The organism is Bacillus sp. JCM 19034, assembly GCF_001310635.1.
Taxonomy (GTDB): Bacteria; Bacillota; Bacilli; order Bacillales; family Bacillaceae_D; genus Halalkalibacter.
This window is the reverse complement of sequence record NZ_BAXR01000006.1, coordinates 96,087-114,557: the sequence shown is the minus strand read 5'-3', so window position 1 is coordinate 114,557 and position 18,471 is coordinate 96,087. Positions and strand designations below refer to the sequence as shown.

Sequence of the window (18,471 nt, the reverse complement as noted above, 5' to 3'; positions counted from 1 at the left end):
GGGGAATCGGAAAATGGATCAATCAATTTTAATCGTTGCCGAGCACCGTAATGGAGTGCTTCGTCAAGTTACCTTTGAAGCGATTGAGGCAGCCAACATGATGCAGCCTGCATCTATATATATCGCGTTAATCGGTGACCAACTTCAAGACATGGTGGAAACGTTATCTACATTTGCCGTTGATACGATTTATACGATTGAACATGAAACACTTACCCATTACCATCCAGAAGCATATGATCATGCATTAAGCATCATTGTCAACGAATGCCATCCATCTGGAATCATCTTGGGACATACAGCCACCGGGCGTGACCTGGCACCTATGCTAGCTGCAACACTTGATGCTGGTCTCATATCAGATGTTACTGCGATCGAAAAAAAAGATGATCAACTAATAATTACTCGCCCAATTTATGCTGGTAAAGCGTTTGAACAAAAGTCATTCCTTCAAAGTCCTTGGATACTTACCATCCGTCCCAATAACATCCCTCCCTTTAACAGAAAAGTGAATCAAGCAAGCATAAAGACACTTGAATATACGAAGCCTGACTCTTTACATGCTACTATTGTTAACGTAGTCCAAAAAACAGCAGGTAAAGTCGATTTAACCGAAGCGAAAGTAGTCATTGCTGGTGGACGTGGTGTCAAAAGCGCAGACGGCTTTAAGCCTCTAGAAGAACTAGCCGATGTGTTAAATGGAGCTGTCGGTGCTTCACGAGGAGCTTGTGACGCTAACTATTGCGACTACTCCTTACAGATTGGGCAAACAGGGAAAGTAGTAACGCCGGAAATTTACATTGCTTGTGGGATTAGTGGTGCGATCCAACACGTCGCCGGAATGAGTCAATCTCGAATGATCATCGCTATTAATAAAGATCCAGAAGCACCGATTTTTCAGATCGCAGATTACAGAATAATCGGTGACTTATTTGAAGTTGTACCGCTTTTGACAGAGGAATTTCGTAAGGTTCTATAGTTACTATATTTTACCTGGGTGAAGTCACCTCACCCAGGAGGAAGTTTTTGTAAACAGAATGATCCCATTTTTGCTAACTACAACTCCTTCTCCAACACAATCTTATGTATTCCGTTTTCATCAATAATAGTTTGGATCACATCAAACCCACTTTTAATATTTAGTAATAGCATGCTTCTCCATCGATTCATCGTTTTTGTTTGTACTTTACGGTAACCAAGCTTACGGGCATAAGCATGCTGTTCTTCCATGAGCTTCGTCGCAATTCCTTGCTTACGGAAATGCGGGTCCACCCCACCTAACCAGCTGTAAAATGTTTCACAGTCAAGCTCATAACCAATTTTATACCCAACAATTCGATCATTATGTATTGCTAGATTAGTAACCAGTGACGGCTTTTTCTTAATCTTCTCACTCAAACACTCTTTAGTTTGAAAGATTTTTTGATGAATATCTGTGATTTGCTTTTCTTCTTCTAATGCCCATACTCGGTCAATATTCACATAATTAATATCCATTGTCTCCCCTCTTTCTAACTTAATCGTCTTTGTTACTATCACTTTTATTATACCGATTAATTTCGCGTGCACAAAATAAATATGTCATATAACCTCACGTAATCTCTTACCACCATCAATTTCCTTGCTATGATATAAGTAATCAAATAATCTTACACATTCAGGGGGAATGAATGATGAAAAAGAAAGACATGAAAAATCCAAGTATCTTCTCTGTTTTATTGTTAACAATTAGCTTATTCATATCTTGATCTTCATCATAAAGCCGACTCCTGTTTGGTTGGAGTCGGCTTCGTTTAACGAATCATAAAGAATGATCAACTATTTCTAGACCTAATAGCTTAGAAAATATAATTGCTTGTTCAGACGATACGAGACAGCCACGCAATGCCTCTAAACTTACGTGTAGCTGATCAATAGTCGACGTACTTATATCAACTCCGTTTAAACTTGTTTCAATAAAATCAGCTTCAGTTAAATCACATTGATTAAACGCTATCTTTTTAAAATGGCATCCATAAAAGTTCGCACTTTTTAAAGAGCATTCTTGAAATAGAACTCGTTTCAATGTCGCTTCTGGAAATTGACTGAAATCAAGTAAACTATTTTCAAAGGTTACATTCCAAGGTGTGCTCCTAATAAGTCAAGTCCCGTACATTTACATCCTTTGAAGGCAACTCGATGGATGAGACCTTCATGTATTTTAACATTAGCTAAATTACAATTTTCAAATACAACGTCAGTCATATCAATAGCTGGAAATGTCGCTTGGTGGAATGTGACATTTTTAAATACGACCTTAGAAAAAATAGGTTTTTCAATTGTTAGAAACTCAACGGTTTCGTCTTCTATCCGTACACTAGATAGTTCATAATCTTCATGTTCTATTAATTCTTTTATTGTCGTTTCTCTTAAATTGCCCTTTATTCCTTTTGGTTGCTCTATTTTCATTATTCTACTAGCCATAATACCACCTCGGCAAGATTAATTTAACTAAATCATCGTCCTCATCATGCAGGAAACCCTATAGCCACCATTTCAAAATGGTTTGCCAATTTTATTGCTCCAATACAATTTCTGAACATTGATTTGATCATTGTTGCTTCTCGTACCGTAAGCGTTTGTATTTGTAAAAAGCTTCCATTCAGTCGTGAAAAAAGCAATACTTAAAAAAGTATCGCTCTTCTAACACGTTTATCGATTCGAAATAACGAGCTTATTGACAGCACTAACTAATGCTTTAATTGATGACGTCATTATATCAGCATCAATGCCACAGCCCCAAAATACCTCACCATTATTTGCAGAAATGCCAACGTAAGAAACGGCTTGAGATTGTGATCCTACTTCTAATGCATGCTCAGTGTATGTCAAATCGGAATATTGAATTTGCAGCTTATCTTGCAGCATTTGGCTAATCGCATCTAGCGTCCCATTACCTGCACCAGTCAACTCTGTCGCTTCGCCATCTATATTCATATTGACTTTAACCTTAGCAGAACTCTCGTCCCCAAACGTATATTGGATAAACTCGATCGGCTTAGTAATATTAATATATTCCTCTTTAAATATTCCGTAAATTTCTTCAGTACTTAACTCTTTGTTCATATGGTCAGACACGTTTTTCACACGATAACCAAAGCTTTCACGCATTTGCAAGGGCAAATCTAAACCGTACGTTTGCTTCAAGACATAGGCAATTCCGCCTTTACCTGATTGACTATTAATCCGAATAATATCACCTTCATACTCACGCCCGATATCTGCTGGATCAATTAGCAAATACGGTACAGTCCAATGATCCTCTGCATGAGTTTCGCGCCATTTCATTCCTTTTGCAATCGCATCTTGATGCGAGCCAGAAAACGCCGTAAACACAAGCTCACCACCGTATGGATGACGTTCATGTACATTCATTTTCGTCATACGTTCATACACTTCTATAACACGTGGAAGATTTTCTAAATGTAACTCAGGATCAACTCCATGTGAAAATAGATTTAATGCAAGTGTAACAATATCAACGTTACCTGTACGCTCCCCATTGCCAAATAACGTTCCTTCAACACGATCCGCACCAGCAAGCATACCAAGCTCTGCATCGGCAACCCCTGTGCCACGATCATTATGTGGGTGAATGGAGACAATGACATTTTCTCGGTATTTTAAATGATTGCTCATATACTCAATTTGACTTGCATAGACATGGGGCATTGAAAGAGACACCGTCGCTGGCAAGTTTATGATTACTTTATTGTCAGCTGTCGGTTGCCAAACATCTAAAACGCGGTTACATATTTCTAATGCAAACTCAATTTCAGTTCCTGTGAAGCTCTCCGGCGAATATTGAAAAGTAAAATCTCCTTCCGTCTCCAAAGAACATTGTTTTAGTAGCTCTGCACCCCGAACGGCGATTTCAATGATCTCCTCTTTCGACTTACGGAACACTTGCTCACGCTGGGCAACTGATGTCGAGTTATACAAGTGAACAACTGCTTTATGAGCTCCCTTTAACGATTCGAAGGTTTTACGAATAATATGTTCACGTGCTTGCGTTAACACTTGAATTGTAACGTCCTTAGGAATCAAATCCTGTTCAATTAGTGTGCGTAAAAAGGTAAATTCCGTTTCAGATGCTGCTGGAAAGCCGACTTCGATTTCTTTAAAGCCTAACTCGACAAGGATTTGAAAATATTCTAGTTTTTCCTCTAAGTTCATCGGTACAACTAACGCCTGATTTCCATCGCGCAGATCTACACTACACCATTGCGGTGCCTTTGTTACATATTCTTTTTCCATCCATTTTGTACTTTTCTCAGGTGGCATGAAATACGTTCGAGTATACTTTTGATATCCTTCCATTTCAAACATCCTCTCCTTCTATTTAAGCCAATACAAAAAGCCCATCATCTCTTAAGAGACGACAGGCTGAACCTACGTGGTACCACTCTTCTTGATTTGCAACTGCAAATCCACTCGCTGACTGATTACGGACGTCACCCGTTAAGGCCTTATCAGCCTTACCGCTCATGGGTAAGTTGGGGATTCTGTTGACTGTCTTCCACCTCCCGACAGCTCTCTATACAACAGTGATTCCTTAGTACTCCCAATCCTCGCGTTTTTTGAACTTTTTGAAATTTTGAATTTTACTCATTTTATCTCTTAATCGTTTTATCTGTCAAGGGGGTTTACAGAATCTTTTCATTTGTATGTATTTTTAATGTTAACTTGTCTGACTGCATGAGTTTTAGTATTGTATCAACGTCTGTTAATTCAAATGGGAAAACAACCCCTGAATTGCCACTATCTATGACAGCAATAAGAGACGCCGTAACCATTGCCGTTACTTGATAATCAGATGGTGTAGTTAATGTATAGACTTTTTTTCTTGTCTCTCCTTCCGATTCTCCGGTTACTTCAATACTTAAATACGCCACTTCCTCTTTCATTCGGTTGTGCTTGACGAACTTAGATAACACATGTGGTTTTTTCATATTAATTATATGTTTTATCAGCCCAACTCTTATCGTAAATGAAACAAAGATATTAAAAATAGCCTGATTCCATGCGGTCCAATAATTTACATTTCGAATACCTAATCGACTTATGATGTATCCTTTCTCGTCATGATGAATAGCTCTCACTGATCTTTTCATAAAGGAACGGCCAAAATGCAGTTTACGTTTTTTACTAAAACCCGGATATGAGCCTTGTTCGTTTCCTGATACACGTTGTGAAATAATCTGTAACATGTCAACAATACCTGTTGTTCCTGCTTGTGCATTTGTATTTTGTAACAAACCAACATTCACTTGTGAAATTTCATCAAAATCCTTGACTGCATTTTTGATCATTAACCCTGATAATCCAGGGAAAAAACCAGACATCACAATCGAGCAAACTCCTTTTTCACGTGCTAATTCATGTAATGCCTCAACTCGACTGATAAACCCGAAAAAGGGGTTACATCAATACAGTCTACTCCATATTCTATACAGATCTCCTGGATTATTGCCTCTTGTTGTTTAAAACGACAACCACACAGTCAACGCGTTGAACAGCCTTTTGGATACTCCTTCTATTTTCCATATCTACATTACAATAATTGGCATTCAACGTTTCTGCCAAGTGCCTTCCTCGTTCAGTCCGGTAATCTGAAACGGTTAAATGAATATCATCCTGCCAAATTCTTATTAATTCCTGACAGACCATTCTACCTAGTACACCTGCTGCTCCTATAACTAGTACCTTTTTCATTTCACAAACCTCTCTCTTAAAATAATTAGACACTGTAATAAAAGCAATGGCCAAATTGACACCAATCACCATGGTCACCTTTTAAATGTCAATCAATAACGAGAGCTCACCACAAATCATAACGTTTTTTAATCGCTCCTAACATAATTCCAATCTTAGCATATAATCCCATTAATGTGTCAGTAAACACGATTTCTGTATCTTTTCATTCCGCAAAAAAGCACTGTACGCCTTAAGTGCGTAGCAGTGCTTATCCACATACAACATCAAACAATTTGAACGAAAAACGTGACAACTGTATATAGCATTGCTGTGATCGCTGCAGCTATTAGAGCTGGTTTAAGCTTATATTTTGCGTAGTCTATGACCGTTAAGCCTAGAATTTTCGCAATGGTGTTCGTATCATCACTTAAAGGTGAGGCAAATGCTCCAAACGCTCCACTAGCGAAAACGGCTCCAACGACGAGTGGAAACGAAACATCTCCAGCAACGGCAAGTGCAATACCAAGCGGCATAAGAATACCCCAAGTTCCCCAGGCAGAACCAATAAAATATGAAACAGCTGCCCCAAATACAAAAATAAGCGGTGCAATAAACATTGGCGGTATCCATCCAGTATGTGTGGTCACAAAACTCGAAAAACCTAAATCATCTGTTACAGAAGACAGTCCCCAAACAACTGAAAGAAGAATAATGACACTCATCAATTCATTTCCGCCATATATAAAGCTTTCAATCAAATCCGCAAGCTTAAATTTCTGAATAACATAAAAAACAATAGAAATAAGTAACGTAATGAGTAAAGCTACAACCATTGCATCCAATACATTTGCACGAATAAAAGCTTGAAGCAAACCGACACCACGTTCATATCCATCCCACCACGTTAGAAATAAAGTTAATCCAATCACTAAAACGAGCGGCAGCAACAAATTCCACGGTTTAATCGGCAATTCCTTCGCAACAACAGGATGACATTCATGCCAATCATCCTCTTCCTCATTTTCATTGATCGCCATCGGTGTCGATGATTGCTTCTTTGAATGATGAAAAAAACTTAAATAAACCCCTAAAGCAATCATAACAATCGAAAAGAAATTAAAGGGAATACTTTGGATAAATAGTGAATATGGCTCAACTTCAATCCCTTCATTTTCAGTAGCAATTTGAATAATAGATACCATATAACCGACAAAAGCTGTAGCTACTGGGATTAGAACTATGACTGGTGTAGCGGTCGTTTCGATAATAAAGCCTAATTCCGCTGTTGTCATTTTCACCTTTTTTAATAATGCACGCATAATTGGAGCTATTGTAACAAAGCGAAACGTTGGAGCACTGAACGTCCCAATCGTTGAGACATACGTCAATAGAAGTGCTTGTTTCCTTGTTTGAATCTTTTCCGCTGCCTTCTCAACAAATCCTCGTATCCCACCCGTCACTTTAATCATCTCTACTAAACCTGAGAAAGCATAAAGAAACACAACAATTTTAATATTATTCTCATCAATTAATGCTTGTACTATATAGACAAACATCGACTGGATGCCCCCGAGTGGTGTTGGGTCAATTAAATAAGCACCTACTAATAAACCGATAAACAGACCCGGCAATACTTGTTTCGTATAAATTGCAATTGGTATAACAAACAAAAATGGTACGATTGACAGCCAGTTTGAATCCATTTTATCACCACAACTTTAGCATTAACGATTTCTTTTAGCTTGTGAAAGCAATTAGAATTTATACCGATAGAATAGAAAACTAATAAATGCTAATTGTAAAAATAAAGGAATAATATAGAAAATTTTCACATGCATCATTGTCCGTTTTCCATGCATAAAATAATACTAAAAGGAGTGGAGGCATAATGGAGATAAACCTTGTTGAGTTATACAAAGAAATGCCTGATTTTGATAATCACCATGAAGCAAGCTTATGGTTTCATAAGCAATTTCCTAATCATGTTCAATTTAAAGAAATGGATACAATTAATGGAACAAAAGTGTACTACTATCACATCATTAAGGATCGAGAAGCTTACGAGGATTATATGCAAAGCTTAGATTCAATAGAGTATGACATTTTATCAGATAAGCCTTTTAGAAGCTATTCAACAGTTGAAATCAGTGAAGATGGTGGCGTAAGTGTGACGGAGTAATATCGTTGTATATCGTTACAATTATTTGCTATCAATGATAAAACAAGGAGGGTTGTAAACAAGACTAAAACCCTCCTTAATTTGCCTTCCGATACTCTAATGGTGAGATTTGGTTTAACTTTTTAAACAGCTTAATAAAATAACTCGTATTTTCGTATCCGAGCTGATAAGCAATTTCTTCAATGGTTTCATCTGTTTCACGTAAATATGAAGCTGCTTTCTCCATTTTCTTACGTATAACATACTCAATAAATGTTTCCCCTGTCTCTTTTTTAAATATGCGACTAAAATGACTAGGATTCATATAAAGATGCTTCGCTACAGCTTCCATCGAAATTCGCTCATTCAAACGCTGTTCAACATACCTCTTCGCTTCCCATACCTCTAACCTTTCCATCTTGCTAGATGATTGTACAAACTCAATCAGACGTTGAAAAAAGTCAAGCGTATACCGCTTTAATTGATATACATTTATCAAAGAGTGGATTTCACTATGAAGGTTATCTGTATGCTGTTTATCATTGTGGAAAATATAATTAAAATGGAGTTCAACCGACACTATTAAGTTATGCAGCCAGCTTTTGACAGACTCAGGATGATAATGCTTTTCCTTTAATAAGTCTACCCAACGATTTACAAGCTCTTGTGCATTATGGAGATCACCTTCGATAATCACCTTTTTCCATTCATCCAATGCGTTTGTATAATGGTGAAAGATGTTTTCTTTTGAAAATTCAATCTTTCTTACTTTAAATGGTATTATGATATCTTCTTCAATATAGAACCATTTTTGTTGATGCAATAGTAGTTCTTTTAATGAAAGCTGTAATTCAACCAATGTGCCCACCAACTCTTGATAAGTGAAGCTTAGCTTTACATTACTGTATGTTTGTACTGTACGCTGAAACTGAATTAATTGTGTATGAATGGCATCATACGCCTTATAATAATTCTCTGACTCATATTGAACAAGCCATACCATCTGATCAAAATCATAATGAAAACCTTCTAATATTCTAGAAGGACTTATCAATTCCTGAGCGATTAGTTGAATAAAAATAGTTAATAGCTCAGAAGACCTGAATTTTCTTAATCCTTTTCAACATGATTCATTCTACATATAATTGGATATAGTTGAAATTTTCAAAATCCAAATGGAAAAGTCGGCTTAGTTCTTTCCAATCACGTTCATTCAAATCTTCACAGTCTAGAAAATCTTTAAGCCATTGCTTTTTCATACTTTCACGATTTCGGTCAAATATCGTTTGCAAAGATTGAACCTGCTCTTTTTCTTGTTTTTTCTTCTTAACTCCATCAACGAGCTTTACAATTGCAGCTCTAAATGTTTCCGGTACGAGGGTTTCTTTTAAAATATAATCACTTACTAAAAGCTGAACAGCCTTTTGTGCATATTGAAAATCATCATGACATGAAATAATGAGTGATTGGACATGTTCGTTAAGAGACTTCATTTGTTGGATTAGCTCTAACCCGTTCATTTTCGGCATATCAATATCTGTTATGAGAATATCAGGTGTATTCTTACGGGCAATTTCTAGTGCATCCATTCCGGTTTCACACTTACCAATCACTTCCAGACCTAACTCTTCCCATGAAATCATTTCATCCATAAATTCAAGCATTTGAAAATTGTCATCAACGAGAAGAACCTTCATCATCCACCTCCGTACTGTCGATAGACGGAAATTGAAATCGAACCTTAAATCCACTCTTGTACTGCGATTCAATTTTCATCAAAAATGCCTCTCCATAAATTAAAGTCATTCGTTCAAAGACATTTTTCAAACCAATCCCAAACTCTCGCTCAGGTGCGTTTAAATATGATTGTAAGATTTGCTGTTTGTCAGATAACAAACTCGCTCGTAATTTATCTAGCTCTTCTTTTTGCATTCCGATTCCGTCATCACAAACTTCAACGATAATGTTCTCTCCCTCAACATAAGAGTAAACCGTAATACATCCGGTATAATGCTGAATGCCATGCTTGCAAGCATTTTCAACAATTGGTTGAATAAAAAATCGAGGTACTTTCACATGCTTTGTATCATCACTTAGTTCGATATATGACTCAATTGGGTTCTTTCGCATAGCATTGATAACATGAATATAATCAATTATATGATTAAGCTCCTGTTCAAGCGTAATCGTTTCTTCTCCTTTATAAACACTTCGCAAAAATTTTCCGAACGAAAGGATTAACGCTGCTGATTGTTCATCTTTTCTTTTCAACACTTGTATACGTAACGTATTCAATACATTAAAGATGAAATGAGGCTTAATTTTCGCTTGTAGAACAGCCATATCGGCTTTCCGTTTCATACGTTGCTCTAGTTTAACTTGTTGAATCATATCTTGAATTCGATCGAGCATCGAGTCAAAGGCAACACTTAATCTGCCTATTTCATCGTTACGCCTTATTTTCGAGCGTACATCTAAATTTCCTGTATCAATTTCCTCTGCAACATTAGCTAGGTTCTGGATTGGTTGTAAATAACGATTTACTACAAAGAGCAGGATAAATATTAATAAAATAAGTGCAATTGTGACTATATAGATATTAACTGTAAATGCATTCCCCAATTCATCAATAGCTGCATGATACGGCATCGTACTAACAATTGTCCAATCCCCAAAGGAAAAGCTGATACACATAGAGAAATTCTTCATGGCCTGATTCCAAATAAAAATACGATTTCTCTTGGTCCATATGGTAATAGTATGGAAAGGAATGGCCAATGAGTGTCCCTGAATCATCATATAAAACGCTTCCATTTTGATCAAGCAAAAAGAAAGTACGGTCTTCAGCAAGGTTTGCCGTTAGACGATCAAAAGCAATTTTATCAACTCCAGCAAACATATACGCAATTGTTTGACTTCTATAGTTCGTCAGTTTTCTCCCAAGAAGAATAATTTGGTCGTTCTGATAAAGTAAGTTGCCAGGAGCACGAGCCTCGACTATGTCTAGCGAGTCAAAGTTAAACACCTGGTAAGTAGACGTTTTCTCAATTTTATTAAACCATTCATTTAATTGTCCTACTTCAATAGATCCTTGAAACGCTGTATTTGAGAAGTAATATTCACCCTCAACGGGCAAAATAGCCATTTTAATATAGCTATTTCGCGTAATATGATCTAATTTAGCGTTAATATCTATAAAAGCACGGGGCGGAATTGGTTCATGCAAGCTTTGTGTTAACGTACCTCTGATTTCCGCATCAAAATGAACGTAATTCATTGATTGAATTATATCATCAACTAACTTTGAAAAATATACATTTGCGAGCTCCAGATTGTATTGCTCACTCTTAATAGTCTGTTCTTTCACGACATTTAAACTTGTTATAATAATGTTTCCCATACTCAAGAGGATTGGAACGGCCATAAAGACAAATATAATGAGCAGTAACTTTTGACGAAAGGAGATTCGTTGCTTAATAGACTTGATTTTATCCATTTTCATCATCGTCACACCCTTATACGAATAAGCTACATTATTGTTACTAGCTCATTTATTATAACAAATGCTTAATGATCTGATGTCCAAAAAGACTGTCAATCTTTTTGGACATCATTTAGCTTATTCAGTTACATTAGCGTCAATAACACTTTGAACAGCTTCATGTGCCTGTTCAATCGTCGTATCAATATCTTGCTCTTCTAATAAAAACCTTTCTACCTCGTTGCGGTAAGCCGTTTCCACTTCGCCAATAAACGCGGGTGGAATAAACACAGGTGCTGCCTCGGATATTTCCAATGTATGAATAAGAGATTCCATATTAACTAAATCAATATCGACTTCAGGACTTCTTTCATGTAAGTGCACAATCACCTCTTCAAGATCAGCCCCTAAGTAGTCTGGTAAATATTTTCCTTGTAATACAATCCCTTTAGTTGTGTACCAACGAATAAATTCGAAGGCTTCCTCCTTATGCTCCGAACCTGAATACATCGTTAAGAAGTCTGCTCCGGCGGGTGTAGTAATCGGATCATCGGCATTTGCTTTTGGATATGGAGCATATGCGATCGTGAATTCAGGAGCACCGTCAATACCTCCTCGTTCGTTAATCATCCAACTTCCAGTCATAATCATTGCTGCACTTTCACCAAAAAATTGTGGGCGATAATTTAAATCAAGTGAAATCGTATCAGCGTAAGGAGTAGCAGAACCTTCCTCATGTCCTCTTTGACGAATTTCTAATGATTGTCTAATTAAATCACTATCAACATTCGATGTTATTCCATCATCCTTAATAAGGTTACTATTTTCAGGCTGGTTAAAAGCCGCCAACTTAACATAGTCCATCCACGTATGGAAAAATGTTCCATGGCGTTTACTCGGACCTTCCCCTTCTGTTAATGCAGCTGCATAATCCATATATTCATCCCACGTCCAATCTGTTGGTACGTCTAACCCCGCTTCATCCAATGCATCCTGATTCAGCATCACAAAAAACATATTATATTTCCCTGGTAATGCATAATAATGGCCATCAACATTTGTATTAACACGGTATTCATTTGCATAATCAATCCCTGCTGCATCAAGATAGTCATCAAGAGGTTCAAACATTCCTTGTGCTACACGTTGAGAATAATTCGCTGCATCGTTGACAATGATCACATCAAGCTGATCACCTGAAGCAGCTGCTAAATCAATTTGCTGCATCGTTTCATTCGCATCATTATTCTCAGGACTGACCGTTTCTACTTTTATATGTGGATATTCTGTTTCAAATGCCTCAACGACTTCATGCCAGCGATCTTGTTCCTCATTGTACCAATGATGAAGCCTAATCGTTACAGTATCATTGTCCTCTCTATTTTCCTCTACTGAAGGTGCATCCTCATCTGACTGCGTGACACCGTCATCAGTTGAAGATCCTTCATCACTTGAACAAGCCATCAACCCCATAGAAGCATAACCGCAAATAATAAGTGCATCCATTTTCCTTTCCCCAACATGAAAACCTCCCCTTTTTAATGAAATATATTTATCCTTTTACTCCACCAATCGCAATTCCCTCAATAACATACTTTTGACCAAAGAAGAAAATGATTAATAGTGGAAGGATAGCAGAAACAGTACCGGCCATAATTAAGCTATAAAATTCACCACTCATCGAAGTAAATCGCGATATTCCGAGCTGGACAGTTGATAAATGATCTGAACGTAAGAAGATAAGTGGGCCTTGGTAATCATTCCACGTCCAAATAAAACGCAATATCGCATATGTTGAAATTGCTGGCAATACTAACGGGACAGCCACCTTACGAAAGATCGTCCAATGACCTGCACCATCGATTTTGGCAGAAGCAATATAATCATCATGAATTCCCATAAAAAACTGCCTTAACATAAACGTCCCAAGAACGCTAAAGCTATTTAATAGAATTAATCCTAAATGCGTATCAAATAAATCTAAATACATAAATAGCATAAATTGTGGTACTAAAATGGCTTGAGCAGGAATCATAAATGTCGCAAGGACTAGAATAAAAATGAAGTGTCTACCTTTAAACTTTATTTTTGAAAAGCCATACGCAGCCATCGTCGATACAATCGTAGAGATTAATGTCGTCAACACCGTTACTTTAATCGAGTTCCAATAATAAAGCGGGAAGTCCCCACCCCATACAACAGCATAATTATCCCAACGCCATTCACTTGGAATCCATTGTATCGGATACGTGAATACTTCAAGCTCCTGCTTTAATGATGCTGAAATCATCCATATAAATGGCAGGAGAAAGATGATCCCTAACAGAAACATAAAGATGGTCAGCATCAGTTTCACCGTCTTTTCCCTTAAGTCATTACGTTTCATATCATCTCACCTCCCCTTAATAGTTGACCCATTTTTTTTGACCCAACCATTGCACGGCTGTAATCACTAATAATATCAACAGTAGAACCATGGATATCGCTGAAGAATAACCTGAACGTAAATTTTCAAATGCTTGCTCGTATAAATAGTAGACGATAACCGAAGTAGAATATCCGGGCCCCCACTCGTTAATACAACAATTAACTCAAACGATTTAAAACTATAAATAATACCAGTAATTAACAGAAAAAAAGTTGTTGGCGACAGCATCGGTAGCATAATGTGCCAAAATTTTTTCAACATGCCAGCTCCGTCGATATCTGCAGCTTCATAAAGCTCAAGAGGGATGTTTTGCAAAGCTGCTAAATATATAATTAAATTAAAGCCAATTGAAACCAGATACTAATCATCATGACCGATACTAACGCCCACTTTGAATCAGCTAACCAACGAGGTGGATTTTCAACCCCAACTGACATAAGAAACTCATTTATAGGTCCATAAGAAGGGTGAAACAATAACTGAAACACAATCGCAATTGCCACGATACTTGAAATATACGGCATAAAGAAGGTAATTTTGAAAAAAGCTTTCATATAAACATACTTGTTAATAATGATCGCTAAAATAAGTGATAAAAGCATTGTTAGCGGAACAGCGAAGATAAGCCACATATTATTTTTAACCGACTGTATAAATAAATCATCGTTGAGGAGGCGAGTATAATTGTCAATACCAACAAAAGACATATCATCTATCCCTCTAATAAAAACCCAATCGGTAAAACTAACGAAAAGAGCGGCGAATATTGGTAGTACAACTAAAACTGTTGTTCCAATCACCATCGGACCAATAAATAAATATCCAGCCAATGTCTCTTTTGTTTGCACACTCAACGTCCATTTTCTCTTCTCTTTGATATGCTTTTTTGTTGAATCTTTAGGGACTGTTACTGGCTCCATCTTCTTTCACTCCTAACGTATCAAACTCTTTCAATCGCTTATCTTTAGCTTAAATTATATTTAAAACGCTTACATCAAATTATTTTGGCAGGTAATAACACTATTTTGCCTGAATTAGAAATATTTTTTAATACAGGCGTAAACCTTATGCCAAAAAGAAAAAAGCTAAAAAGTAAAACTTTTTTAGCTCTTTCGAATTGAATCACCTATATTTTTATTTATTCTTCATACCTTCCCACACATACCGATCCTGTTGGTCTAACAAAAATTTCACAGATGGGATAACAATATCCGCATCAGCTAATTCAATCATTTCACTCGCACCTGAGCTCACACCAATGGATAACGCACATTCTGCATTTTTGGCAAAGGCAATATCGACGGCTGTATCCCCGACCATCACAACTTCTTTAGGTGTTAAAGCAACTTGCTGACAAAAGGCGTCCATCATATTTGGGTTCGGTTTTTTTCATAGTGATCAGACGTACCTATGAAATCAAAATAATGATCAATACCGAGCATCTGAAACGTTAATGTCGTTGTTTCCTGATCATCAGCTGTTGCAACGCCTAATTTTAATCCATCATCCTTCAATTGCTTTAATAATTTTTTTAAATCTGTTATTGGTTGAATAACTTGGAGATGATCTTTCGTCAATTGTAGGATACGCTTTTCCACCCATTGGTGAAACGGTTCTGGAATTTGGCAACTTTCCTTGAGTAATAACGGATAGAAAGCGTCTGCAATATCTTTAGTTGTTCCTCCGGCCAATATGCTATTAGCGGTAATTTGTCCATTAACTAATCCAATTGATGCTAAAAGCTCCTGCTGGAATAATGGATCTTCGCCATTTGCCAGATCAGCAACTAGTCCTAAAGCAATCTTCTCCCACAAACTAAAAAACTCTATTAATGTCCCATCCTTATCAAAAAGGATTCCTTTAATGTTGTCCATCCTCTAGTCTCACTTTCTTTCGTAAGTCATGCCACGTTTGTAAACTCGTTTCTTTCTTTCCGAAGAAAATTGGATTTAAAAAGGCAAGTAACTCTCCTTTTGGACCACGTAATTCATAACGTACCCACTCAAAATTCCCGTTCCACTTTATCGTTCCGGTATACCCTCCTTCCTCTATTAATGTAGCAACCGTAGTTCTTTTCCCATTTCTTACTTCCACAAGACTACTTCCTAGTTGACACTTCGTATAAAGTATTTCAACAACGACTGTATCTTTACCTCTCTACCTAGTGAAATGACACTCTCTCCGCTATTAATTGTTATGTTAAGAATAGGACCTCGCGTTACATATACGTTTCCTTCGTAAACAGATTGTAAAATTTCGTTCGCTGACAGTTCTTTAGCCCAAACAAACGTTGCAGGATCGCCAATCAATGAAGGAGGACCTCCCTCAACGTAACTTTCATCAGGACGATTATGAGCATCAGACCCGCCGATCCCCGTCACGCGATAACCATCATTTAAAAGCGTATCCCATAACAATAATGCCTCTTCTGTTGCTTTCACATTATCGGGAAACGTCGGATCATTCCATATCTCGATGACATCAATCTCTAATAAATCTGTATTTTCAAACGTCCAATCCCATGGTTTTAACATCGGATGGTTAATGGATCGAAGAGCACCCTTTTTCTTACATTCAGCTAATATTCGATTCATCCTTCTTCTGATTCCATCCCACCATCTTCTGCAGTTGGACGCCACTCTACCCAGCTCTTGAGCCTAGAGCATTAAAATGTCCTTTAGATGATGTCACTTCAATACCAGGAATAATGAGTATTCCGTCATTAATCCATTTCGTCGGGATAATGTTATGATCGGTCGCAACAAAAAAATCCAGACCCATCTTTTTTGCAGATGCTAGCCCTTCTTCTGGAGAAAGTTTCCCGTCAGACAGATACGTATGAGTATGAAAATCGCCGCGATACCAACGTTCTTCGTTATTTAAAACATTTGATGGGTCCCACTCATCAAGGGTGAAATCAGCTTTTTGCTTAGAAGTCGCAAAAGATTGGATTGGATTCGTATATAATCCAGGTAATATTTCATTACCACATTCAGCTTCGATCGTATAGGAAAGTTCTTTTTCAGCAGAACCATTCATAAGCTGAATCGACCATTCTCCTGATGGAATACAGCCTGGGATCGTTGAAAATGAAGACGTTTGTGGATCATCACTTAAAATGAGCTCCTTCTCCCCATTCATCACTAATGCTTGTGCACGTATGACATGATCAGGACTAGTAACAATGACCATCAGCCAGGCTGATTGATCGATTGTAACCTTTAACTTCATATGCATGTACATTTGAGAGATTTCTAACGTTTCAACCGCCAAGGGAGCAGTCATTGCTCCCTTAACGATCATTGTATTCACCTGACTCATTGAATCACCTTATCAAGCTCTCGTTGAGCTTCTTCTTTTGCTTCTCTCAATGCTTCCTCTGCTGAGATCCCTCAATTTCGACTTTATCTGCTGCAATCGAAAGGGCATCTAAATGAGTCCTCCTGTCGGATCAATAAACGGAAGTGTTGCTGTTTCTGCTTGTTCAAGCGGAACTAGAATTTGTGGATTTTCCTCTGCAAAGGCTTGGAATTCATCTACTTCTCTCGCTGACGCTCGTACAGCAATATAGCCTGTACTCATTGACCAGTCCGCTGTTTTTTCAGGACTATTAAAAAATGTAATAAATTGATAAGCTGCTTCTTTCTCTTCATCTGATGCAAGCTCAGGAATAGCAGCTAATAGTGCATATGCATGTGGTGCAGCATGGTGATTTTCCCATCCGGGCTGCGGATGAGCGGATACTAACGAAAAATCGAGATCTCCTTGGTCACCTGATGATCCTGTGTAGCCTGCAGCACGATCTTGAAGTACATCGTCAATCGTTTGGTACCAATATGCCCAGCCTTCTCCACCATGATTGATCGCCATCGTTTCATCCTCATGTATCGCTTTTCTAATGTATTCCCAAGCTTCAATCCATTCAGGAGAATCAATTAACACTTCAGTCCCATCATCACTTAGAAATTGAGCACCGTTGCTCATCGAGAAGTCTATTAAATTATCAGCACCCCACATCGGCATCCAACCGTAAATCCCTTTTTCTTCTTTAATGCGATCAGCTGCTTCTGCCAAAGCTTCGAATGTCTCCAGAGATTCCGTCGTTAAGCCTAATTCTTCAAAAATATCATGACGATAATACATTACTTGTGTCGTACCATATAGCGGTAGTGCATATTGCACACCATCTACCGTTCCTTGCTCATAGAAGGAATCTACGAAATCATCGACATTCAAATCACTATCAGCAGCGATAAACTCATCTATTGATGCTAAAATGCCACGACTGCCAAATGCATTAACTGTTCCATTTCCTAATAACACAGCAGCAGGAACATTTTGTGCAGCGATAGCTGCTTGAAGTTTTTGTTCAGTTTCATCATAATTTCCTTGTGCAACACCTGTTACGATCACATCATCTTGACTTTCGTTAAATTCACTAATAATTCTTTCTACATTTTCCCCAAGCTGACCACCTAATCCGTACCAAAATTCAATTTCAACAGGCTCGTCCGATCCATTGTCCGTCGATCCACCTTCTGTTTGTGTCTCAACTTGTTCACTTCCCGATTCAGTGGCACACCCGACTAACGTCATAAAACTAAGTGCAATTGTCAACATTACTAAACGTGGTTTTTTAAACATAATTTTTCCTCCTACTATTTTTAT

Annotated in this window: 21 protein-coding genes, 1 pseudogene and 1 other annotated feature; of the genes and pseudogenes, 2 read left to right on the top strand and 20 right to left on the bottom strand. The window is 37.6% G+C overall.

The features are described 5' to 3' along the window. Positions 1-13: 13 nt before the first annotated feature. The gene (locus JCM19034_RS11550; protein WP_062049889.1) at positions 14-979 is read left to right on the top strand and encodes an electron transfer flavoprotein subunit alpha/FixB family protein; all 966 of its coding nucleotides are present in this window, start codon (positions 14-16) and stop codon (positions 977-979) included. 77 nt (positions 980-1,056) lie between these two features. Here JCM19034_RS11550 and JCM19034_RS11545 read toward each other — a convergent pair whose 3' ends face one another. From JCM19034_RS11545 to JCM19034_RS11515, 7 genes are all read right to left on the bottom strand, one after another. Further along, the gene (locus JCM19034_RS11545) at positions 1,057-1,497 is read right to left on the bottom strand and encodes a GNAT family N-acetyltransferase (RefSeq protein WP_062049887.1); all 441 of its coding nucleotides are present in this window, start codon (positions 1,495-1,497) and stop codon (positions 1,057-1,059) included. A gap of 304 nt (positions 1,498-1,801) precedes the next feature. Beyond that, on the bottom strand, positions 1,802-2,065 hold the full coding sequence (locus JCM19034_RS11540; protein ID WP_062049885.1) for a pentapeptide repeat-containing protein: 264 nt from the start codon (positions 2,063-2,065) through the stop codon (positions 1,802-1,804). 47 nt (positions 2,066-2,112) lie between these two features. Next, positions 2,113-2,463, bottom strand: a complete 351-nt coding sequence (locus JCM19034_RS11535) for a pentapeptide repeat-containing protein (RefSeq protein WP_062049883.1) — start codon at positions 2,461-2,463, stop codon at positions 2,113-2,115. Between the two features lie 228 nt (positions 2,464-2,691). After that, positions 2,692-4,359 carry a 2-isopropylmalate synthase gene (leuA, locus tag JCM19034_RS11530; protein WP_062050082.1) on the bottom strand — a complete coding sequence of 556 codons (1,668 nt, stop codon included), beginning with the start codon at positions 4,357-4,359 and terminating at the stop codon, positions 2,692-2,694. Between the two features lie 51 nt (positions 4,360-4,410). Next, positions 4,411-4,620, bottom strand: a binding site (T-box leader). Positions 4,621-4,685: 65 nt separating this feature from the next. Further along, the gene (locus JCM19034_RS11525; protein ID WP_062049881.1) at positions 4,686-5,387 is read right to left on the bottom strand and encodes a hypothetical protein; all 702 of its coding nucleotides are present in this window, start codon (positions 5,385-5,387) and stop codon (positions 4,686-4,688) included. 118 nt (positions 5,388-5,505) lie between these two features. Then, positions 5,506-5,754 (bottom strand): SDR family NAD(P)-dependent oxidoreductase, encoded by a 249-nt coding sequence (locus JCM19034_RS11520; protein WP_197276398.1) that lies wholly within the window; start codon positions 5,752-5,754, stop codon positions 5,506-5,508. Between the two features lie 266 nt (positions 5,755-6,020). Next, positions 6,021-7,439: a Na+/H+ antiporter NhaC family protein gene (locus JCM19034_RS11515; protein WP_062049877.1), complete on the bottom strand. Its 1,419-nt coding sequence runs from the start codon at positions 7,437-7,439 to the stop codon at positions 6,021-6,023. 185 nt (positions 7,440-7,624) lie between these two features. Here JCM19034_RS11515 and JCM19034_RS11510 point away from each other — a divergent pair, with 185 nt between their 5' ends. Then, positions 7,625-7,915 carry a hypothetical protein gene (locus tag JCM19034_RS11510; RefSeq protein ID WP_062049876.1) on the top strand — a complete coding sequence of 97 codons (291 nt, stop codon included), beginning with the start codon at positions 7,625-7,627 and terminating at the stop codon, positions 7,913-7,915. 76 nt (positions 7,916-7,991) lie between these two features. On the opposite strand, the gene JCM19034_RS11505 is transcribed toward JCM19034_RS11510, so the two are convergent. The 13 genes and pseudogenes from JCM19034_RS11505 to JCM19034_RS11445 all read right to left on the bottom strand — a co-directional run bounded on the left by JCM19034_RS11505 (position 7,992) and on the right by JCM19034_RS11445 (position 18,447). Continuing rightward, positions 7,992-8,897, bottom strand: coding sequence for an AraC family transcriptional regulator (locus tag JCM19034_RS11505; protein WP_062049874.1), 906 nt, complete (start codon positions 8,895-8,897; stop codon positions 7,992-7,994). A gap of 127 nt (positions 8,898-9,024) precedes the next feature. Further along, complete coding sequence (locus tag JCM19034_RS11500; protein WP_062049872.1) at positions 9,025-9,591, bottom strand: response regulator; 567 nt, start codon at positions 9,589-9,591, stop codon at positions 9,025-9,027. Continuing rightward, on the bottom strand, positions 9,572-10,588 hold the full coding sequence (locus JCM19034_RS11495; protein ID WP_062049870.1) for a sensor histidine kinase: 1,017 nt from the start codon (positions 10,586-10,588) through the stop codon (positions 9,572-9,574). Before JCM19034_RS11495 ends, JCM19034_RS11500 begins: the two co-directional genes overlap by 20 nt. After that, a complete protein-coding gene (locus JCM19034_RS22295) occupies positions 10,548-11,396 on the bottom strand; it encodes a hypothetical protein (protein ID WP_062049868.1) in 849 nt (282 codons plus the stop codon). Before JCM19034_RS22295 ends, JCM19034_RS11495 begins: the two co-directional genes overlap by 41 nt. A 117-nt stretch (positions 11,397-11,513) precedes the next feature. Then, entirely contained in the window at positions 11,514-12,881 is a 1,368-nt protein-coding gene (locus tag JCM19034_RS11485) for an ABC transporter substrate-binding protein (RefSeq protein ID WP_062049865.1), read from the bottom strand. Positions 12,882-12,927: 46 nt separating this feature from the next. Next, the gene (locus JCM19034_RS11480) at positions 12,928-13,761 is read right to left on the bottom strand and encodes a carbohydrate ABC transporter permease (protein WP_062049864.1); all 834 of its coding nucleotides are present in this window, start codon (positions 13,759-13,761) and stop codon (positions 12,928-12,930) included. 16 nt (positions 13,762-13,777) lie between these two features. After that, a pseudogene (locus JCM19034_RS11475) lies at positions 13,778-14,723 on the bottom strand (carbohydrate ABC transporter permease). A 214-nt stretch (positions 14,724-14,937) separates the two neighbouring features. Then, the gene (locus JCM19034_RS24095) at positions 14,938-15,171 is read right to left on the bottom strand and encodes an HAD family hydrolase (RefSeq protein WP_197276397.1); all 234 of its coding nucleotides are present in this window, start codon (positions 15,169-15,171) and stop codon (positions 14,938-14,940) included. Further along, positions 15,171-15,677 carry an HAD family hydrolase gene (locus JCM19034_RS11465; protein ID WP_062049860.1) on the bottom strand — a complete coding sequence of 169 codons (507 nt, stop codon included), beginning with the start codon at positions 15,675-15,677 and terminating at the stop codon, positions 15,171-15,173. The genes JCM19034_RS24095 and JCM19034_RS11465 overlap by 1 nt, the downstream gene beginning before the upstream one ends. Next, positions 15,664-15,897: a hypothetical protein gene (locus JCM19034_RS11460; protein WP_062049858.1), complete on the bottom strand. Its 234-nt coding sequence runs from the start codon at positions 15,895-15,897 to the stop codon at positions 15,664-15,666. Before JCM19034_RS11460 ends, JCM19034_RS11465 begins: the two co-directional genes overlap by 14 nt. 11 nt (positions 15,898-15,908) lie before the next feature. After that, positions 15,909-16,397 (bottom strand): CehA/McbA family metallohydrolase, encoded by a 489-nt coding sequence (locus JCM19034_RS11455; protein WP_062049856.1) that lies wholly within the window; start codon positions 16,395-16,397, stop codon positions 15,909-15,911. A gap of 46 nt (positions 16,398-16,443) precedes the next feature. Beyond that, positions 16,444-17,124 (bottom strand): PHP domain-containing protein, encoded by a 681-nt coding sequence (locus JCM19034_RS11450; protein WP_062049854.1) that lies wholly within the window; start codon positions 17,122-17,124, stop codon positions 16,444-16,446. Positions 17,125-17,232: 108 nt separating this feature from the next. Beyond that, complete coding sequence (locus JCM19034_RS11445) at positions 17,233-18,447, bottom strand: ABC transporter substrate-binding protein (RefSeq protein WP_231686931.1); 1,215 nt, start codon at positions 18,445-18,447, stop codon at positions 17,233-17,235. Positions 18,448-18,471 lie beyond the last annotated feature (24 nt).

Coding starts and splice junctions, on each gene's coding strand:
- JCM19034_RS11550 (WP_062049889.1), top strand. CDS start 14: ATGGATCAATCAATTTTAATCGTTGCCGAGCACCGTAATGGAGTGCTT.
- JCM19034_RS11545 (WP_062049887.1), bottom strand. CDS start 1,497: ATGGATATTAATTATGTGAATATTGACCGAGTATGGGCATTAGAAGAA.
- JCM19034_RS11535 (WP_062049883.1), bottom strand. CDS start 2,463: ATGGCTAGTAGAATAATGAAAATAGAGCAACCAAAAGGAATAAAGGGC.
- leuA (WP_062050082.1), bottom strand. CDS start 4,359: ATGGAAGGATATCAAAAGTATACTCGAACGTATTTCATGCCACCTGAG.
- JCM19034_RS11520 (WP_197276398.1), bottom strand. CDS start 5,754: ATGAAAAAGGTACTAGTTATAGGAGCAGCAGGTGTACTAGGTAGAATG.
- JCM19034_RS11515 (WP_062049877.1), bottom strand. CDS start 7,439: ATGGATTCAAACTGGCTGTCAATCGTACCATTTTTGTTTGTTATACCA.
- JCM19034_RS11510 (WP_062049876.1), top strand. CDS start 7,625: ATGGAGATAAACCTTGTTGAGTTATACAAAGAAATGCCTGATTTTGAT.
- JCM19034_RS11505 (WP_062049874.1), bottom strand. CDS start 8,897: ATGGTATGGCTTGTTCAATATGAGTCAGAGAATTATTATAAGGCGTAT.
- JCM19034_RS11500 (WP_062049872.1), bottom strand. CDS start 9,591: ATGAAGGTTCTTCTCGTTGATGACAATTTTCAAATGCTTGAATTTATG.
- JCM19034_RS11495 (WP_062049870.1), bottom strand. CDS start 10,588: ATGTGTATCAGCTTTTCCTTTGGGGATTGGACAATTGTTAGTACGATG.
- JCM19034_RS22295 (WP_062049868.1), bottom strand. CDS start 11,396: ATGAAAATGGATAAAATCAAGTCTATTAAGCAACGAATCTCCTTTCGT.
- JCM19034_RS11485 (WP_062049865.1), bottom strand. CDS start 12,881: ATGGATGCACTTATTATTTGCGGTTATGCTTCTATGGGGTTGATGGCT.
- JCM19034_RS11480 (WP_062049864.1), bottom strand. CDS start 13,761: ATGAAACGTAATGACTTAAGGGAAAAGACGGTGAAACTGATGCTGACC.
- JCM19034_RS24095 (WP_197276397.1), bottom strand. CDS start 15,171: ATGGACGCCTTTTGTCAGCAAGTTGCTTTAACACCTAAAGAAGTTGTG.
- JCM19034_RS11465 (WP_062049860.1), bottom strand. CDS start 15,677: ATGGACAACATTAAAGGAATCCTTTTTGATAAGGATGGGACATTAATA.
- JCM19034_RS11455 (WP_062049856.1), bottom strand. CDS start 16,397: ATGAATCGAATATTAGCTGAATGTAAGAAAAAGGGTGCTCTTCGATCC.
- JCM19034_RS11450 (WP_062049854.1), bottom strand. CDS start 17,124: ATGAGTCAGGTGAATACAATGATCGTTAAGGGAGCAATGACTGCTCCC.
- JCM19034_RS11445 (WP_231686931.1), bottom strand. CDS start 18,447: ATGTTTAAAAAACCACGTTTAGTAATGTTGACAATTGCACTTAGTTTT.